This window comes from Acinetobacter lwoffii, assembly GCF_049367455.1.
GTDB classification, from domain to species: domain Bacteria; phylum Pseudomonadota; class Gammaproteobacteria; order Pseudomonadales; family Moraxellaceae; genus Acinetobacter; species Acinetobacter lwoffii_W.
In genome coordinates this window covers 1506101-1523450 of the sequence record NZ_JBMPXW010000001.1, presented here as the reverse complement: position 1 = coordinate 1523450, position 17350 = coordinate 1506101, and the positions used below count along the sequence as shown (strand labels likewise).

The window sequence follows — 17350 nt, the reverse complement described above, 5'->3', positions numbered from 1 at the left end:
TTTTTGGAAGAAATTGTGCAAATACCTGTAGGACGACCCAAGGATCTGGAAAAGCGTCAGCGCATCCTCAGCGTGGCCAAAGCGCTGTTTTTAGCGCATGGCTATCATGCCTCCAGCATGAACCAGATTGCACGTGAGGCAGGTGTGACCAAGCTGACGGTGTATAACCATTTTCAGGACAAGGCGACCCTGTTTAGCTGTGCGATTGAGGATACCTGTGAAGCCATTCTGCATGAACATCCTCAGCTCTTGCAGCCGAGCAGTGACTTTGCGCAGGAGTTTTATCAGGCCTGTCAGCGCGCTTTAAATATTATTAATTTACCAGAAGCGATCAAGCTGGACCTGTTACTGATGGAACTGGCCTCGCAGCAAAGTCCTCTGGCAGAACAGTTTTATGAGGCCTCGCATAGCAAACTGGATGCAGTCTGGAATGATTTCTTTGCTCTGGCCCAACAGTACAGCTTTATTCAGGTCGATCTTCCAGAAAAACAGACCGAGCTGATCGTGTCCCTGCTGACCGGAACCCGTCATCAGAAAATCCTGCTGGGTCTCAGCCCTCCCCCTTCAAGCGCAGAACAGCAACAGATCATTAGCGAGGCCATTGAACTGTTTATGCTGAAATATGCTCTGCCTGACTAAAGCCTTCTCTCAGGATCGAGCACCGATAACCATATGTGGCCTAAAATTTGCTAAAAAAGCAGCCAATGCTCTGCAACTTTTGTCTCTAAGGGACTTGGATTGTCATGCAGTCGCGGTATAGTCAAAGCATGCATGTGAGGGAATAAAAAATGATTCAACAGATTGATGCACCACTACGCGAAGACGTACGCTTACTGGGTAATTTGCTTGGGGAAACCTTAAAATTACATGCCGGGCAGGATTTGTTTAATCAGATCGAGCAGATCCGTGCCCTATCCAAAGGCGCTCGCGATGGACAGGTCGAAGCAGAAAAACAACTGGAACAACTATTTTTGAGTCTAGAAGATGCAGAAATCCTGCCGCTGACCCGCGCCTTTACCCACTTTTTAAACTTTGCCAATATTGCCGAACAATATCATGTGGTACGTCGTCGCCGTCAGAGCGAGTTTGATGACACTGCAGAATCGCCCAATCCTCTGGTGCCTTTATTTGAAAAATTTAAACAGCAGGAGATTTCTGCCGATACGCTGTATCAGCAAATCTGTGAACTGAAAATTGAACTGGTTCTGACCGCGCATCCCACAGAAGTCAGCCGCCGTACCCTGATTCAAAAATATGACGGTATCAATAATGCCCTGTCCAAATTTGACCAGCAGAAACTGACTCCACGTGAACGTCAGGCAGTTCTGGCCGATCTGAAACAGCTGATCAGCTCTGCCTGGCAAACCGATGAAATCCGTCAGCATCGTCCAACTCCGATTGATGAAGCCAAATGGGGCTTTACCACCATTGAGCAGACCTTGTGGAATGCGGTTCCGAAATTTATCCGGGAACTGAATAGCATGGTCACAGAACAGTGTGCTCAGAACCTGCCCCTAGATGTGGCACCGGTACGTTTTGCCTCCTGGATGGGCGGTGACCGCGACGGCAACCCGAATGTGACCCATACCGTCACCCAGGAAGTGCTGTGGCTGTCGCGCTGGAAAGCAGCCGACCTTTATGTACGCGATATTGAAAACCTGCGCTGGGAACTGTCTATCCAGCAATGTAGCCCGGAAATTTCCGAAGCCTTGGGCCAGCCCCATCCTGAACCCTACCGTGAATATTTACGTGACACCCGTACCCGCCTGAAAGCCACACGGCACTGGCTGGCAGAAAAATTAAAAGGCAATGATGCCGATGACAGTCTGGTGATTAAAAGTAAAGACGAACTTTTACAGCCACTCCTGACCTGCTACCGTTCGCTGATGGACTGCAATCTGGCCGAAATTGCCAATGGCAGCCTGCTGGACTTTATTTACCGGGTCAACAGTTTTGGGATCGAACTGCTAAAACTGGATATCCGTCAGGAATCGGGTCGTCACCGTCAGGCGATTTCTGCGATTACCGAATATTTAGGACTGGGGAATTTTGAAACCTGGACTGAACAGGCACGGCAAAACTTTTTACTGCAAGAGCTGCAAAGCAAACGTCCGTTGCTGCCAAAACATCTGAATGAGCCAGCAGGCAGCCTGATTGAACATCCGGATGTACAGGAAGTGTTTGCCACCATGCGTACGCTAGCCGAGCAACCGAGCGAATCTCTGGGTGCTTATATCATCTCGATGGCGGAATATCCAAGTGATGTGCTGGCGGTTTTATTGCTACAGAAAGAAGCCGGCATCAAGCAGGCGCTACGGGTGGTTCCCCTGTTTGAAACCTTAAAAGATCTGGATGGCGCAGCCGCAACCATGTCGACCCTGTTCAATATGCACTGGTACAAACAGCATATTCAGGGCAAACATGAGGTCATGATTGGCTATTCGGATTCTGCCAAGGATGCTGGTTTTATGTCGGCCAACTGGGCCCAATATCGTGCCCAGGAAGAACTGACCGCAGTTGCCCAACAACATGGCGTGCAATTGACCCTGTTCCATGGTCGTGGCGGTTCAATTAGCCGTGGCGGTGCGCCAACCCAGCAGGCACTCTTCTCTCAACCGCCAGGGTCGATTTCAGGTGCGATCCGGGTGACTGAACAGGGCGAAATGATCCGTTTCAAATTCGGTCTGGAAGAAATCGCCCTGCAGAATCTGGAAATTTATACCGCTGCAACACTGGAAGCGACCTTACTCCCGCCACCTGAACCCAAACAGGAATGGCGCGACTTGATGCATCAAATGACCGAGCTATCGGTGCAGGTCTATCGCCAGACCGTCCGGGAAAATCCGCATTTTGTGAAATACCTGCGTACCGTCACGCCAGAACTTGAACTGCAAATGCTGCCACTGGGTTCACGGCCGGCGAAACGTAAAGTCAGTGGTGGGATTGAATCACTGCGAGCGATTCCCTGGGTCTTTGCCTGGACCCAGATTCGCCTGATGTTACCGGCCTGGCTCGGTACCGGTGCTGCATTAAATGCGGTACTGGATCAGGGACAACGCACGGTACTGGATGAGATGCTGGCAGAGTGGCCGTATTTTCAGACCCTGATTGATATGCTGGAAATGGTACTGTCCAAAGCCGATGCCAATGTGGCGCTATATTATGAATCGCATTTGACTCAGGATGAAGATCTTAAAGTTCTGGGAACAGAACTGCGTCAGCGTTTGCAGGATGCTGTACAAACCCTGTTGAGCTTAAAAGGCGAATCGAAACTCCTGAGCAGTAACGGTGTACTGGATCAGTCGATGAAAGTACGTAAACCCTATTTGTTACCGCTGCACTTACTGCAAGCTGAACTGATGAAACGTCGCCGTTTATATCTGGAACAGCAGCAGGCTGAAAATACCCCGGTCGATCATGCCTTAATGGTCAGCATTGCCGGCATTGCAGCCGGTTTACGTAATACCGGCTGATTTTTCGCCCTCGCATTCAAAGCACATCCTGGTGATGTGCTTTTTTTGTACATGAATTGGCCAAAACCACTCACTGCATCGTATTTTTTATAACTAAAATAACAAATCTTTATGAGTGAATTTTAAGCATAGCTATATGATTAATCCACTGATTTAACGCTACTTTTATATTAAAAATATTTACCAATTGATAAAAAATAAATAAAAGTCAATGAATTAACTTGAACAAAAAGTTGAAAGGAGTGATTAAAACTTCCAAAAAACCGGAGTATGATGTGCACAATTTATCTTTTGAGTGCTCATTTTATGTCCAGTTGGTTTCCCAAATGGCGCCCGTATGAGGGCAGTATCGATGCACGACCAGTAGGTACCGCAGAGTATTTGCCACCCGCACAAACGGTAGTTTTGGGTGTACAGCATGCCTTTGCCATGTTTGGCGCAACCGTACTGGCACCTTTTTTAATGGGCTTTGATCCAAACCTGGCAATTTTAATGTCAGGGATCTGTACCATCCTGTTCTTTTTAATCACCGGTGGCCGGGTTCCAAGTTATCTAGGTTCAAGCTTTGCCTTTATTGGTGTGGTCATCGCAGCAACAGGTTATGCAGGTGGTGGCGGACTGAATCCAAATATTGGCGTTGCAGCAGGCGGGATTATCGCATGTGGCATCTTCTATGCACTCATGGGCTTTCTGGTCATGGCGACGGGCACCCGCTGGATTGAAAAGTTGATGCCACCGGTGGTCACCGGTGCTGTGGTGATGATCATTGGCCTGAACCTTGCTCCAGTCACAGTGAAAAGCGTGATGGGCAATACCTTCAATATGTGGATGTCCCTGGTCACTGTGCTGTGCATGGGTTCAATTGCCGTATTCACCCGTGGCTTATTACAGCGCCTGCTGTTATTGGTCGGCCTGTTATTGGCTTATCTGATTTACTTTGTACTCAGTAATGTCATGGGTTATGGCACTGCGATCAACTTCCTTCCTATTCAGCAAGCAGCCTGGTTCGGTTTACCGACTTTCCACGCACCGACCTTTGAATTGAATGCCATGTTGATCATTGCGCCGATTGCCTTGATTCTGGTGGCTGAAAATCTGGGCCATATTAAAGCCGTAGGCGCGATGACCGGTGAAAACCTGGATCCGCATATTGGTAAAGCCTTTGTGGCAGATGGTGTTGCAACCACTTTAGCCGGTGGTGTAGGTGCGCCGGGTATGACCACCTATGGTGAAAACATTGGTGTGATGGCCGTGACACGGGTTTACTCGACCATCATCTTTGCAGTCGCGGGTGTCTTTGCTGTGTTCCTGGGTTTATCGCCTAAGTTTGGTGCGATTATTCACACGATTCCGACAGCGATTCTGACCGGTGCTTCGATTGTAGTCTTTGGTTTGATTACCATTGCCGGTGCCAAAATCTGGATTGAGAACAAGGTCGATTTCTCACAGAACAAGAACCTGATGGTGGCTGCGGTGACCATTATTTTAGGTACGGGTGATTTTGCCCTGACTTTTGGTAGCTTCAATCTGGGTGGTATTGGTACGGCAACGTTTGCCGCATTAATCCTGAACTGGTTCTTTAGTCTGGCAGATAAAAAATAACCGTAAAAATTGAAAATTTATAGCAGCCCTTAGGCTGCTTTTTTTATCTTTATATTTTGCAACCTTGCGATGAAAGAAATGAAAAGAAGCCCCGCAAGGCTTCTGTTAAAGCACAAGTCTGGTTAAGGGCGAAACTCTTTCAATTCACGTTGAATGAAATAATGAAACATTTCACGATACAGATGTTCAATAAACTCCTGATCGAGGCCCTGCTTTTGCGCCAATGCCCTAACATTTTCTACAATCTGTTCCATACGTTCTGGTGACTGCAAATCGGTTTCGGTTTTTTTGAAACGGGTGGTTTGATCAACATAAAATTGACGCGCAGCGATCAGCTCAACTAAAGCTGTATCAATGGCATCGATCTGTTGACGTGCATGTTCTAGTGATTCAGCTTTGATCTTTTCCATGTTTTTTCAGTTCACTTTCAGTTTGATTATTACTCTTATACTTTTCTTCTAACACATTACTGAAAATACTTTCAATCATCCAGACCCGATATAAGCTATTAAATGTATAACTTTGATCATCAATGCGCAGTTCCAGTACCGGAAAATTCGGCTGCGACTTCATTTCACACAGCATATCATTGTCCTGCAGCTTGGCCAGAATATCGTCTTGGGTCAGATCTACAATATTTAACTGTTGCTGCAAATGCTTGAAATGGGGTGCATAAGACAGGTCTTCACCACGGGTCCAGATGGCCTGCAAGATCTGGTACATCGCCTCAATCCGCTGCTCCTCGGGACAGCTATAAAATAACTGTGCCATTGGCGCGATCGCCTGCTCGGTCGGTCGGCAGAACGGGGTAAATTCTACGTCAGTCCGTTTGGATAAACGTGTGGCCAGACTCCAGTCAAACTCATCCCGGCCACGATAGGACAAGGGATAGACATTCAGCTGGATATTATAATAATCCGCCAGTTCTTCCTTGATGTAAGCTAGGAGCAGCCAGGAAATCGGATCTTCCAGCGCGATATACAAGTCCAGTTCCGGATCCATCGACTGGATCTCGTTCAGCTCTTCAGCATCACTGATCAGATGCTCACGCCATTCAATGTGATCGATCATAAAAATCGGATTACCGGTCAGCAGTTTTTGCTGCTCCAGACGCCGGGTCAGACGTAACAGGTCATCGACTGCCTGATACTGGCGTCCGCCTAAATTAAAATAGCTAGCCAAAATCGGAGTCTGATCAAAAATACGTTCGGGAAAGTCCTGTGGCTGATGATGACGACTGGCCATGGCATAAAGGGTTCGTAATTTTCCGGTCTGTTTTTGCCACAGCATATGGAAGACATCTTCCAGCAAATACAGGAAATCCTGTCCACGCAGCGGTGTATGCCGCAAAATCAGTTCAGCCTGTTTTAAGGCCTCAGCGCTCGGTAATTCCGGCGTATCATGAAAACTGAAACGATGCTGTTTTGACAGAATCTTGGCATCATTTAGGGTGTAGTGCTGCCATTCATCAAAAGACATCTGATTTGGGGGGGCTGCATGCGAACTGGAAATAATTACTTTCAGCGGCTTGAGCTGCGGACTTAAAATTTCTTCGAGCTGGGGCAGCTGCTGTACCGCCAGATAGCTGTACACATCATCCAGTCTTAAATGGATACTCAGCCCATCTTGAATAGATAACACCGTTTGACGGATTGGTTTCTGGTAAAACCAACTCGATCGGATTGGATCAAACCAACGGCGTAACAGGGACATGAGTTCGGCCTCGACAAAGATGACGGTGTGCAGTTCAAAAAATTGAATCTGTACAGAATAATCTATTTTTAAGATCGCAGAGCCAAAGCCCTGCATGGTGTAAAAACTTATATCAAGTCTTGACATACTCCCGCCACTTTCGACTAGCTCAAGTGGGGGATTCTAAAAGCAAAAGCTCTTAGGTGACTTCCTCACGGATTTCACTTGCTTTCTGCTTCACAGGGCGATCTTTACCGCATCTTCCCTCGACAGACAAAACGGTATGTCCCACCGCTAAAATGTTACGAGAAGCGTTAATATCTGCATTCTCGCTAAAACCACAACTAACACACTCAAACTTAGCCTGAGTAGGTCTATTTTCTTTTGCAACATGACCGCATGAACTACAAGTCTGACTTGTATATCTAGGGTCAATCTTAACGAGTAAACCACCTCGCCATTGTTGCTTATACTCCAACATATTGACAAGCATTGACCAACCTTGATCTAGGATTGATTTGTTTAAGCCTGATTTAGCTTTAACATTCTTTCCTTTTTCTTCGATTGAGCCTTTGGCTGACTTCGACATATTGGCTACTTTTAAGTCCTCAACTACGATCATTGCGTGGTTTTTGCTGAGAGTTGTCGTGACTTTGTGCAAGTAGTCATGCCGAATATTGGCAATATGATGATGTAATTTATTGATCCTTAAATTAAGTTTTTTCCAATTTTGACTAAATTCGGTTTTCTTTCTCAACTTGCGTTGAAGCCTAGCCAACTTTACTTGATTGGCTTTAAAACTATTGATTGGGTCAAATACCTGACCTGTTGATATTGTAATTAATTTCTTAATACCAAGATCAACACCAATTGTAGATTTTGATGGATGAATTGGTTGTTCGATTTCACGGTTAGTAAAAAATGAAACATACCAAAGCCCACAAATTTTCTTAATTGTAATACTTGTGATTTTACCAACAATTTCTTGTGATTTTTTAAATCTTATCCAACCTGTTTTTTTAGGCAAAGAAACTCGATCACCAATAACCTCACAATCTGCAAATGGAAGTCTAAAAGATTGCTCACCATCTAATTTCTTCTTGAATCTTGGCATGAGTGGTCTAAGCTCAATCTCACCACCATCAGCCAATTTAAAAAAATTGGGTTTACGTGGTTTCCGCTTGTTTTGCTTTAAACGAGCTTGTTCTTTTTTGTTGTAAAACTTACCCCATGCTTGAGCAAGATCACGTATTTTTTGCTGTAAGCAAGCTGAATATGTTTGACCAAGAAAAGAAAATTCAGGTGTTTTTTTAAGGGGTACTAATTTTTTTTCAATGCTTTCGTAACGAATATATTCATCTTTAGCAAACATTTCAAATGATTTAGCGAGAATTTGATTCCACACAAAACGAGCAGAACCTATTGCTTGATTAAGCAATATTTCCTGTTCTTGGTTAGGTAGAAGCCTAAACTTGTAGTGTTGTGAAATCTTCATTAAATCATTGTTTATAAAAGAATTGTATTGTTTGAATTATAGCAAAAATAAGCAATAAAACCAAGAAAACATTATCTTTAATATGGCTATCGCCACTCGCTTGTATCCCCCACCTGACTGTCGGTGAGGGTCTTACGCCCGATTAAGATAAACAAATGTTCAATGTTTAACAATGGATTAGAGGTCAAGATTCAAGTCAGTGACCGCCCCGGTTTCTGCACCTGAGGTCAGTTTGGCGAATTTGGCCAGTGCTCCATGGGTATAGTTCGGTTTTGGTTTGATCCAGGCTGCTTGACGTGCTGCAATCTCCGGCTCATCCACATGCCAGGTCATTTCCCGGGTTTCCGCATTAATTGAAATCTGGTCGCCATTTTGTACCAGACCAATCGGGCCGCCATCATAAGCTTCGGGGGTGACATGACCAATCACAAAACCGTGACTGCCACCCGAGAAGCGTCCATCGGTAATCAGGGCAACTGAAGCGCCTAAGCCCTTCCCGATAATCGCAGAGGTCGGTTTCAGCATTTCTGGCATTCCCGGGCCACCTTTGGGACCAACGCCACGAATCACCACCACTTCACCCGGCTGGACTTCGCCATCCAGAATACCGCGCATGGCACCCTGCTCACCTTCAAACACGCGAGCCGGGCCAGCAAAATGCAGTCCTTCCTTACCGGTAATTTTGGCGACCGCGCCCTTCGGTGACAGATTGCCTTTTAGAATCACCAGATGTGAGTCTTTTTTCACTGGCGCATCAAAAGGCAGAATAATCTGCTGGCCTTCCGGATAGTCCTGCACATCGGCCAGATTTTCTGCCAGCGTCTTACCTGTGACCGTCAGACATGAGCCATCCAGCATGCCGGCATCCAGCATGCGCTTCATCAGTGGTTGAATTCCACCAATCGCAATCAGTTCTGACATCAGATATTTACCTGATGGACGCACGTCGGCCACCACCGGAATATCTTTACCAATCCGCACGAAATCATCCAGACTCAATTCCACTCCTGCTGTATGTGCCATGGCTAAAAGATGCAGTACACCATTGGTCGAACCACCCAGCGCAATCAAGACTTTAATCGAGTTTTCAAAGGCGGCTTTGGTCATGATGTCGCGCGGCTTAATATCCAGTCGCAACAGGTTCATCACCGCTTCACCGGCCCGGGCACAGTCAATTTGCTTGTCTTCCGATACCGCTTCCTGTGCCGAAGAGCCCGGCAGGCTCATGCCTAAAGCTTCAATCGCAGAGGCCATCGAGTTGGCCGTGTACATACCGCCACACGAACCCGGACCTGGCAAGGAAACCTCTTCAATATGCTTGACCTGAATCGCGTTGATTTCACCTTTGGCATATTGACCCACCGCTTCAAACACTGAAATCATGTCGGTATGACCTTCACCCGGTTTGATGGTTCCGCCATAAATAAACAGCCCCGGACGGTTGAGGCGCGCCAATCCCATGATGCAGCCGGGCATATTTTTGTCACAGCCACCAATGGCAATCACACCATCATAAGCCTGACAGCCGACCACGGTTTCAATCGAATCTGCGATCACTTCCCGTGACAGCAGGGAATATTTCATGCCGTCGGTGCCATTGGAAATGCCATCTGAAATGGTAATGGTATTAAAGATAATGCCCTTGCCACCCGCCGCACTCACGCCCTGCTCTACGGTTCTGGCCAGACCATCAATATGCATATTACAAGGCGTGACATTGGCCCAGGTCGAAGCGATGCCAATAAATGGCCGTTCAAAATCGGCATCTTTAAAACCGGTAGCACGCATCATGGAACGCGCCGGTGCATTTTCAATACCTTCATAAACAGGGGCAGAATGCTCGCGGATATTATCTTTACTCATTATTCTCTTCCTGGGCGATGACCGATTTTAAGTGTCGGTCTTGGACAATTTATTTTAAGGCCATTGTTTGACATACTCCCACCACTTTCACTTTATTCAAGTGGGGGATTCTAAAAGCATCAGCTCTTAGGTGACTTCCTCACGGATTTCGCTTGCTTTCTGCTTCATCGGGCAACCTTTACCGCATCCACCCTCCACAGACAAAACGGTGTGTCCCACCGCCAAAATATTACGAGAAGCGTTAATATCCGCATTCTCGCTAAAGCCACACGCAACACATTCAAAATGTGCCTGAGTAAGCCTATTTTCTTTTGCAACATGACCGCAGGAGCTACACGTTTGACTTGTGTATTTCGGGTCAATCTTAACGAGTAAACCACCTCGCCATTGTTGTTTGTACTCCAACATATCAACAAGCATTGACCAACCTTGATCTAGGATTGCCTTGTTTAAGCCCGACTTGGCTTTGACATTCTTTCCTTTTTTCTCGATTGTGCCACTTGCTGACTTCGACATATTGGCTACTTTTAAGTCCTCAACTACGATCATTGCGTGGTTTTTGCTGAGAGTTGTCGTGACTTTATGTAGGTAGTCATGCCGAATATTGGCAATATGATAATGTAGCTTGTTAATTGTGGTGTTCAACTTTTTCCAATTTTCACTAAACTTCACTTTTTTGCTCAACTTACGTTGAAGTTTAGCTAATTTAATTTGGTTGGTTTTAAAACTGTTCTTTGGGTTAAATACCTCACCCTCAGATGTTGTGACTAATTTCTTGACACCTAAATCAACACCAACTGCGGTTTTGGATGGATGTACTGGATTTTCCAATAACTCTTTTTCACTGCCAAATGAAATATACCAATGACCTGATCTCTTACTGATTGTCACATTCTTAATTGTGCCTAGAATATCTTGTGATTTTCTAAATTTCACAAATCCTATGCCATTTGGCAGCTTAACTCGATTACCCTCAATTCGACAATATTTATCAAATTGCACCAATCTAATTGAATCGTAACCATCTGATTTTTTCTTAAATCTAGGCATCAGTGGGCGTAACTGGATTTCAGAACCATCAGTGAGTTTGAGGAATTTGGGCTTGCGTGGTTTACGCTTATTTTCTTTTAATCTTGCATGTTCTTTTGCATTGAAAAACCTTGTCCAAGCCGAAGCCAGATCACGAATTTTTTGCTGTAGGGAAACAGCATTAGAATGATTTGCTAAAAAAGCATATTCAGGATTCTTTTTAAGACTGGTGATTTTATTCACCAAATTGGTTGCATTGATAAATTCATTCTTTGCAAACATTTCAAATGACACAACTAAAATTTGATTCCAAACAAAACGCGCAGAACCAACAAGATTGTTTAAAATAACCTCTTGCTCTTCATTAGGCTCAAGCCTAAATTTATACGCCTTGTTGATTTTCATTTTTTTTAAAACTTATTTAAATACAATGTTATATTTCTTTTATTTTAACATAAAAACGAATTAAAGCTAAATTAAAAAACTTACGAAATTCACCTCCACCCTGACTGTCGGGTGGAGTCCTCTTTCATTTTAAGATAGTTTCTTGTATAAAAAAAGCACCCCATCTGGAGTGCTATTTAAATCTGTAAAATTACAAATTAGATATCACGTACCGCACCTTTCGACGCACTAGTAGTATGCATCGCATACGCTTTCAGTGCTTTAGACACTTTACGCGGACGCTGTTCAGCAGGCTGCCAGCCTTTGGCTTCTTGTGCTTCACGGCGCGCTGCCATGGTTGCATCATCCACTGCCAGGTGAATGGTACGGTTTGGAATATCAATTTCGATACGGTCGCCATCTTCCACCAGACCAATTGCACCGCCTTCAGCCGCTTCAGGCGACACGTGACCAATCGACAGACCAGACGAACCACCCGAGAAACGGCCATCCGTTAAAAGTGCGCAGTCTTTACCCAAACCTTTCGATTTTAAGTAACTGGTTGGATACAGCATTTCCTGCATACCCGGGCCACCACGTGGACCTTCATAGCGAATCACGACGACATCACCCGCAGTGATTTTGCCGCCAAGAATGGCTTCAACTGCAGCATCCTGACTTTCAAACACACATGCAGTCCCGTTGAATTTCAGGATTGAATCATCCACACCCGCAGTTTTTACGATACAGCCTTCTAGCGCGATGTTGCCGTAAAGTACCGCTAGACCACCATCTTGTGAGAAGGCATTGGCTGCATTACGGATCACGCCATTGTCACGGTCACCATCTAAGCGCGCATAGTAACGGTCTTGCGAGAATGCGGTCTGGGTCGGAACACCGCCCGGTGCCGATTTGAAGAATTGATACACCTCTTCATCTTCGGTACGGATGATGTCCCATTTATCCAAGGCATCTTTTAAAGTTTTTTCATGCACGGTTGGAACAGAAGTATCCAGCAAGCCCGCGCGATCCAGTTCACCCAGGATCGACATGATGCCACCGGCACGGTGTACATCTTCCATATGCACGTCCTGCTTCGCCGGCGCAACCTTACAAAGAACTGGCACATTACGTGACAAACGATCGATGTCAGTCATGGTAAAGTCGACTTCTGCCTCGTGTGCTGCTGCCAACAAATGTAGAACCGTATTGGTTGAACCACCCATGGAAATGTCTAAAGTCATCGCATTTTCAAACGCTGCTTTGGTCGCGATTGAACGTGGCAATAAGCTGTAGTCATTTTGCTCATAATGACGTTTAGTGATTTCAACAATCAATTGACCCGCACGCTCGAATAATTTTTTACGGTTGGCATGGGTTGCCAGCGTTGAACCATTGCCCGGAAGCGATAAACCAAGTGCTTCAGTCAAACAGTTCATCGAGTTTGCGGTAAACATGCCTGAACATGAACCACAGGTTGGGCAAGCTGAACGTTCATATTCAGCAACTTCTTCATCAGTGAAGCTGTCATCTGCTGCAACAATCATGGCATCAACCAGATCAATGGCTTTTTCATTGCCACGGATTTTGACCTTGCCCGCTTCCATTGGACCGCCAGAGACAAATACTACTGGAATGTTCAGACGCATCGCGGCCATTAACATGCCTGGGGTGATCTTGTCACAGTTCGAGATACATACCATCGCATCGGCACAATGGGCATTGACCATGTACTCGACCGAGTCTGCAATCAGGTCACGCGAAGGCAATGAATACAACATGCCATCATGACCCATCGCGATGCCGTCATCGACCGCAATAGTATTGAATTCTTTGGCCACGCCGCCTGACGCTTCAATTTGACGTGCCACCAGCTGACCCAGGTCTTTAAGATGCACATGACCCGGTACAAACTGGGTGAACGAGTTCACCACCGCAATAATCGGCTTACCGAAATCTTCATCTTTCATGCCGGTGGCACGCCATAAACCGCGTGCGCCAGCCATATTTCTTCCGTGTGTCGATGTTTTTGAACGATAGTCAGGCATTTTATATTTCCAACAAAGTTTGAGCTTGCAATGAATCGGGCAGATCCACTCTGGCTAAATCATACTGACAAGGAGCTTAAATCAGTTGAATTTTAAACCTATCATACTACAAGCCCTTGATTTACAAGATGGCCTTTTGGGTGTAGATACAGGCAAAAATGTCTATAGAGAGATTTGGATGATCTGACGATAAAAATTTCTTAATGAAATCTACTATACCGCCATCATCATCAGGACAATACAAAACTTTCATGAATAATTTTTACAATTTGCATGAGTTTTTTTTATATAAAAATTCCACTGAAATTCAAGCACTCACCAAGCTTCTCGGATAAGTTTTTGCAACGATTAGGCTGAAATTTGGCTTTTGGCTTATAATAGCTTTTAAGTTTATTTGGAATTTCATGTGTGAAGATCATATTTGCAGGCACACCAGAATTTGCAGCGACTGCATTGGCTGCGTTGCTTAGAACCGAACATGAAATTGTGGCGGTCTATACTCAACCGGACCGCAAGGCCGGACGTGGACAAAAGCTCACGGCATCTGCGGTGAAGCAGTTAGCGCTTGAACATCATCTTTCGGTCTATCAGCCTTTACATTTCAAGTCATCGACTGAAGAAGGTCTGGCGGCGCAAGCGGAACTTAAAGCCTTAAATGCAGATGTGATGGTGGTGGCAGCTTATGGCCTGATCCTGCCACAAGTGGTTCTGGATACGCCAAAATATGGTTGCCTGAATATTCATGGTTCGCTGTTGCCACGCTGGCGCGGTGCAGCCCCGATTCAGCGCGCGATTGCTACCGGCGATATCGAAACAGGTGTGACCATTATGAAAATGGCAGCCGGTCTGGATACCGGGGACATGATGTATAAAACACTGTGCCCGATTAGCGCCGAAGATACATCTGCCAGCCTGCATGACAAACTGGCGCTGCAAGGTGCTGAGGCGATTGTGGCCGTGCTCGAATCGGAACAGACTTTACAGCACTATCTTGAGACCCGTGAAGTTCAGGATGAAAATCTGACTGTCTACGCGCATAAACTGACAAAAGCCGAAGCACAAATTGACTGGACCCAGCCTGCAGCAGATATTGACCGTAATATTCGTGCCTTTAATCCCTGGCCAGTGGCATTCACCCCGCTAGATGACGGCAACAATTTACGCATCTGGAATTCATCACTTTCCACACAAAAGGCAAGCAATGCCCTGCCTAGTGAAGTGATTGCCCTGGATAAAGATGGCGTGCATGTGATGTGTGGTGATCAACATGCTATTTGCATCACCAATCTGCAATGGCCAGGTGGCAAAGCCCTGAATGCTGTTCAAATTAATCAAACTCAAAAACTATCGGTAGGATATAAATTCGCATGAGCCAAATTCAATCATCAGCTAAAAACTTGAATTTGCGCGCGCAAGTTGTAAAAACCCTATTGGCTGTACAAAACGGCCAATCACTTGCTTCTGTACTCAATCAACATATCAACATCGTGTCTGAGCGTGACCGTGGTCTGTATCACGAGTTAACTTTGGGCTGTTTACGTCAGTGGCATGGCCTGAAAGCCATTACTTTATCTTTATTAACCAAACCTCTTGATAACCAAGCTTTAGAAAGCTGCTTATATCTGGGTTTGTATCAGATTCTATGTACCCGTATTCCGGCGCATGCTGCGATTTCAGAAACCGTGACTGCAGCCAAACAGCTGGGCTTTGAACCTTTAAGCGGTCTGGTCAATGCCGTTCTGCGTCGTGTTTCACGTGAAACAGAAGAATTTGACCTGGCTTTAAATCAGGCGCATGGTCTGCCAAGCTGGCTCTACAAGCGTTTAAAGAAAGACTGGCCAGAACAGCTTGCCGAACTGTCGCATGACTTGAAACAGATTGCGCCGCTCACCTTGCGTGTCAATGTCAACCAGGTCAGCCGCGATGAATATCTGGAAATTCTGGAAGAAGAAGGTTATGAGGCGCGTGCCTGCACTCTTTCCGAAGTTGGCATCGTTCTGGAACAGAATGTCCATATTCCGAATCTGCCAGGCTATGAAGCCGGTGGTTTCTCGGTTCAGGATGAACATGCCCAGCTATGTGCGACCTTAGTTCCTGACCTTGAAGGCAAAGTCGTGGTAGATGCCTGCGCCGCTCCAGGGGGTAAGACCGCGCACATTCTGGAAAAATATAGCCCGAAAAAGCTTTATGCGATTGATCAGGATGCCAAACGTTTAGTCCGTGTGGCAGAAAATCTGGAACGTTTACTATTAACTGAATATGCGGAAGTTGAAATTATCGCGGCTGATGCGATCACTTGGACAGCACCTGAGTCGGTGGATTGTATCGTGCTGGATGCACCATGTTCCGCAATTGGTGTGATCCGTCGTCATCCGGATATTCGCTTGCTACGTCACTCTACAGATATTCCGCAAACGGTACATCTGCAAAAGCAGATTCTGGAAAATATGTGGCAGCAACTGAAAGTTGGTGGTACGTTGCTGTACATCACCTGTTCAATTCTGAAAGCCGAAAATGAACAACAGATGGTCGAGTTCTTTGCTCAACATGCCGATGCCAAAGAAATCAAAATCGAAGCCGATTGGGGCATCGAACAGATTCATGGCCGTCAATTGTTACCGAAAGCGGATCAAGGCGACGGCTTCTTCTATTGCCGTATTGAAAAAACGGCATAAATCATGCGTTTAAAATGAAAGGCAGCCTAAGCTGCCTTTTTTATATCTCGTGATTTAGTGAATATGAGGTTTATTGAATAAACTTAAAAATCACCAGACTGCTGGCCAATGCAGCCATGCCACTGACCAGCCCATATACCGTTTCATGTCCTTTGGCATAGCGTTTTGCCGTCGGCAATAATTCATCCAGTGCCAGATAAACCATCACGCCGCCAATCACCCCAAAGATCAGACCATAGACGGTTTCACTCATATAAGGTGCCAGAATAAAATAACCGAGCGCTGCCCCCAATGGTTCGGCCAAACCCGAAACCAGACTGGCCCAGAGCGCATAATCTTTACGGCCCGTGGCCATATATACCGGCAAGGCAATCGCCACACCTTCTGGTACATTATGAATCGCAATTGCCACCGCCAGTGGCGCACCCAAAGCAGGGCTTTCCAGTGTGGCAAAAAACGTCGCCAGTCCTTCCGGCAGGTTATGTGCGCTAATCGCAAACAGGGTCAACATGCCGGTACGCAGTAATTGGGTTGAACTGACGCCCTTGGCAGAATGGGTTTCAATGGTGTCATGGGGATTCGGCACAAAGCGATCCAGCAATAACACCAGAACTACGCCCAGTAAAAAAGCAAAAGTGCCAAAGGCAAAACCGTTTTTTTCATCAAAATCCAGGCTAAAGGACGCGATCGATTTGTTCAGAATTTCGGTTAAAGAGACATAAATCATGGCACCGGCAGCAAAGGCCAGACCAAAGGCTAGCAAACGGAAATTAGGTTTTTTTAAGAATAATACCAGTCCCCCACCCACCACGGTGGCCAGCCCGGCAAATAAAGTCACGGCAAAGGCTGTATGGACTTGTCCATCTGAAACGGAAATCATGTCAAAGCATCAGCCATTAAAAAAGTCATTATCATCAAGGATGATAATGACTTCTATTTATGGTAACAGTAGGTTTATGTGAAGATTTTTAGTCTTCTGGTTCTTCCGGATTCTTTGCCAGATGAATCACAGCCAGTACCAGACCACCCCATAATAAAACGATAGAGATGATCATCATGATTAGTGCAGATGTATTCATAGTCGCTCTC

At 45.8% G+C, this 17350-nt stretch carries 13 protein-coding genes; 5 read left to right on the top strand and 8 right to left on the bottom strand.

What is annotated here, in order from left to right; genetic code table 11:
• Positions 1-15 precede the first annotated feature (15 nt).
• From ACO1B7_RS07250 to ACO1B7_RS07240, 3 genes are all read left to right on the top strand, one after another.
• Entirely contained in the window at positions 16-639 is a 624-nt protein-coding gene (locus ACO1B7_RS07250) for a TetR/AcrR family transcriptional regulator (protein WP_005268199.1), read from the top strand.
• A 149-nt stretch (positions 640-788) separates the two neighbouring features.
• Entirely contained in the window at positions 789-3473 is a 2685-nt protein-coding gene (gene ppc, locus ACO1B7_RS07245; protein WP_005268200.1) for a phosphoenolpyruvate carboxylase, read from the top strand.
• 306 nt (positions 3474-3779) lie between these two features.
• Entirely contained in the window at positions 3780-5075 is a 1296-nt protein-coding gene (locus ACO1B7_RS07240) for a solute carrier family 23 protein (protein WP_005268201.1), read from the top strand.
• 122 nt (positions 5076-5197) lie between these two features.
• Here the strand turns inward: ACO1B7_RS07240 and ACO1B7_RS07235 are convergent, their stop codons facing one another.
• The 6 genes from ACO1B7_RS07235 to ilvD (ACO1B7_RS07210) all read right to left on the bottom strand — a co-directional run bounded on the left by ACO1B7_RS07235 (position 5198) and on the right by ilvD (ACO1B7_RS07210) (position 13586).
• Positions 5198-5485: a chorismate mutase gene (locus tag ACO1B7_RS07235; RefSeq protein WP_225553413.1), complete on the bottom strand. Its 288-nt coding sequence runs from the start codon at positions 5483-5485 to the stop codon at positions 5198-5200.
• Positions 5466-6788 (bottom strand): hypothetical protein, encoded by a 1323-nt coding sequence (locus ACO1B7_RS07230; RefSeq protein WP_035340728.1) that lies wholly within the window; start codon positions 6786-6788, stop codon positions 5466-5468. Before ACO1B7_RS07230 ends, ACO1B7_RS07235 begins: the two co-directional genes overlap by 20 nt.
• 178 nt (positions 6789-6966) lie before the next feature.
• Positions 6967-8262 (bottom strand): RNA-guided endonuclease InsQ/TnpB family protein, encoded by a 1296-nt coding sequence (locus tag ACO1B7_RS07225; protein WP_423089953.1) that lies wholly within the window; start codon positions 8260-8262, stop codon positions 6967-6969.
• A 177-nt stretch (positions 8263-8439) separates the two neighbouring features.
• Positions 8440-10125 carry a dihydroxy-acid dehydratase gene (gene ilvD, locus ACO1B7_RS07220; RefSeq protein WP_004647688.1) on the bottom strand — a complete coding sequence of 562 codons (1686 nt, stop codon included), beginning with the start codon at positions 10123-10125 and terminating at the stop codon, positions 8440-8442.
• Positions 10126-10251: 126 nt separating this feature from the next.
• Positions 10252-11559, bottom strand: coding sequence for an RNA-guided endonuclease InsQ/TnpB family protein (locus tag ACO1B7_RS07215; RefSeq protein WP_004647689.1), 1308 nt, complete (start codon positions 11557-11559; stop codon positions 10252-10254).
• Between the two features lie 197 nt (positions 11560-11756).
• Positions 11757-13586 carry a dihydroxy-acid dehydratase gene (gene ilvD, locus ACO1B7_RS07210; RefSeq protein ID WP_423089952.1) on the bottom strand — a complete coding sequence of 610 codons (1830 nt, stop codon included), beginning with the start codon at positions 13584-13586 and terminating at the stop codon, positions 11757-11759.
• Between the two features lie 408 nt (positions 13587-13994).
• Here ilvD (ACO1B7_RS07210) and fmt point away from each other — a divergent pair, with 408 nt between their 5' ends.
• Positions 13995-14957 carry a methionyl-tRNA formyltransferase gene (gene fmt, locus ACO1B7_RS07205; RefSeq protein ID WP_004647691.1) on the top strand — a complete coding sequence of 321 codons (963 nt, stop codon included), beginning with the start codon at positions 13995-13997 and terminating at the stop codon, positions 14955-14957.
• Positions 14954-16261, top strand: coding sequence for a 16S rRNA (cytosine(967)-C(5))-methyltransferase RsmB (gene rsmB / locus ACO1B7_RS07200; protein WP_423089951.1), 1308 nt, complete (start codon positions 14954-14956; stop codon positions 16259-16261). The genes fmt and rsmB overlap by 4 nt, the downstream gene beginning before the upstream one ends.
• Before the next feature lie 70 nt (positions 16262-16331).
• Here rsmB and zupT read toward each other — a convergent pair whose 3' ends face one another.
• On the bottom strand, positions 16332-17141 hold the full coding sequence (gene zupT, locus ACO1B7_RS07195; protein WP_004647693.1) for a zinc transporter ZupT: 810 nt from the start codon (positions 17139-17141) through the stop codon (positions 16332-16334).
• Between the two features lie 88 nt (positions 17142-17229).
• Positions 17230-17340, bottom strand: coding sequence for a methionine/alanine import family NSS transporter small subunit (locus ACO1B7_RS07190; RefSeq protein WP_004647694.1), 111 nt, complete (start codon positions 17338-17340; stop codon positions 17230-17232).
• Positions 17341-17350: the final 10 nt, after the last annotated feature.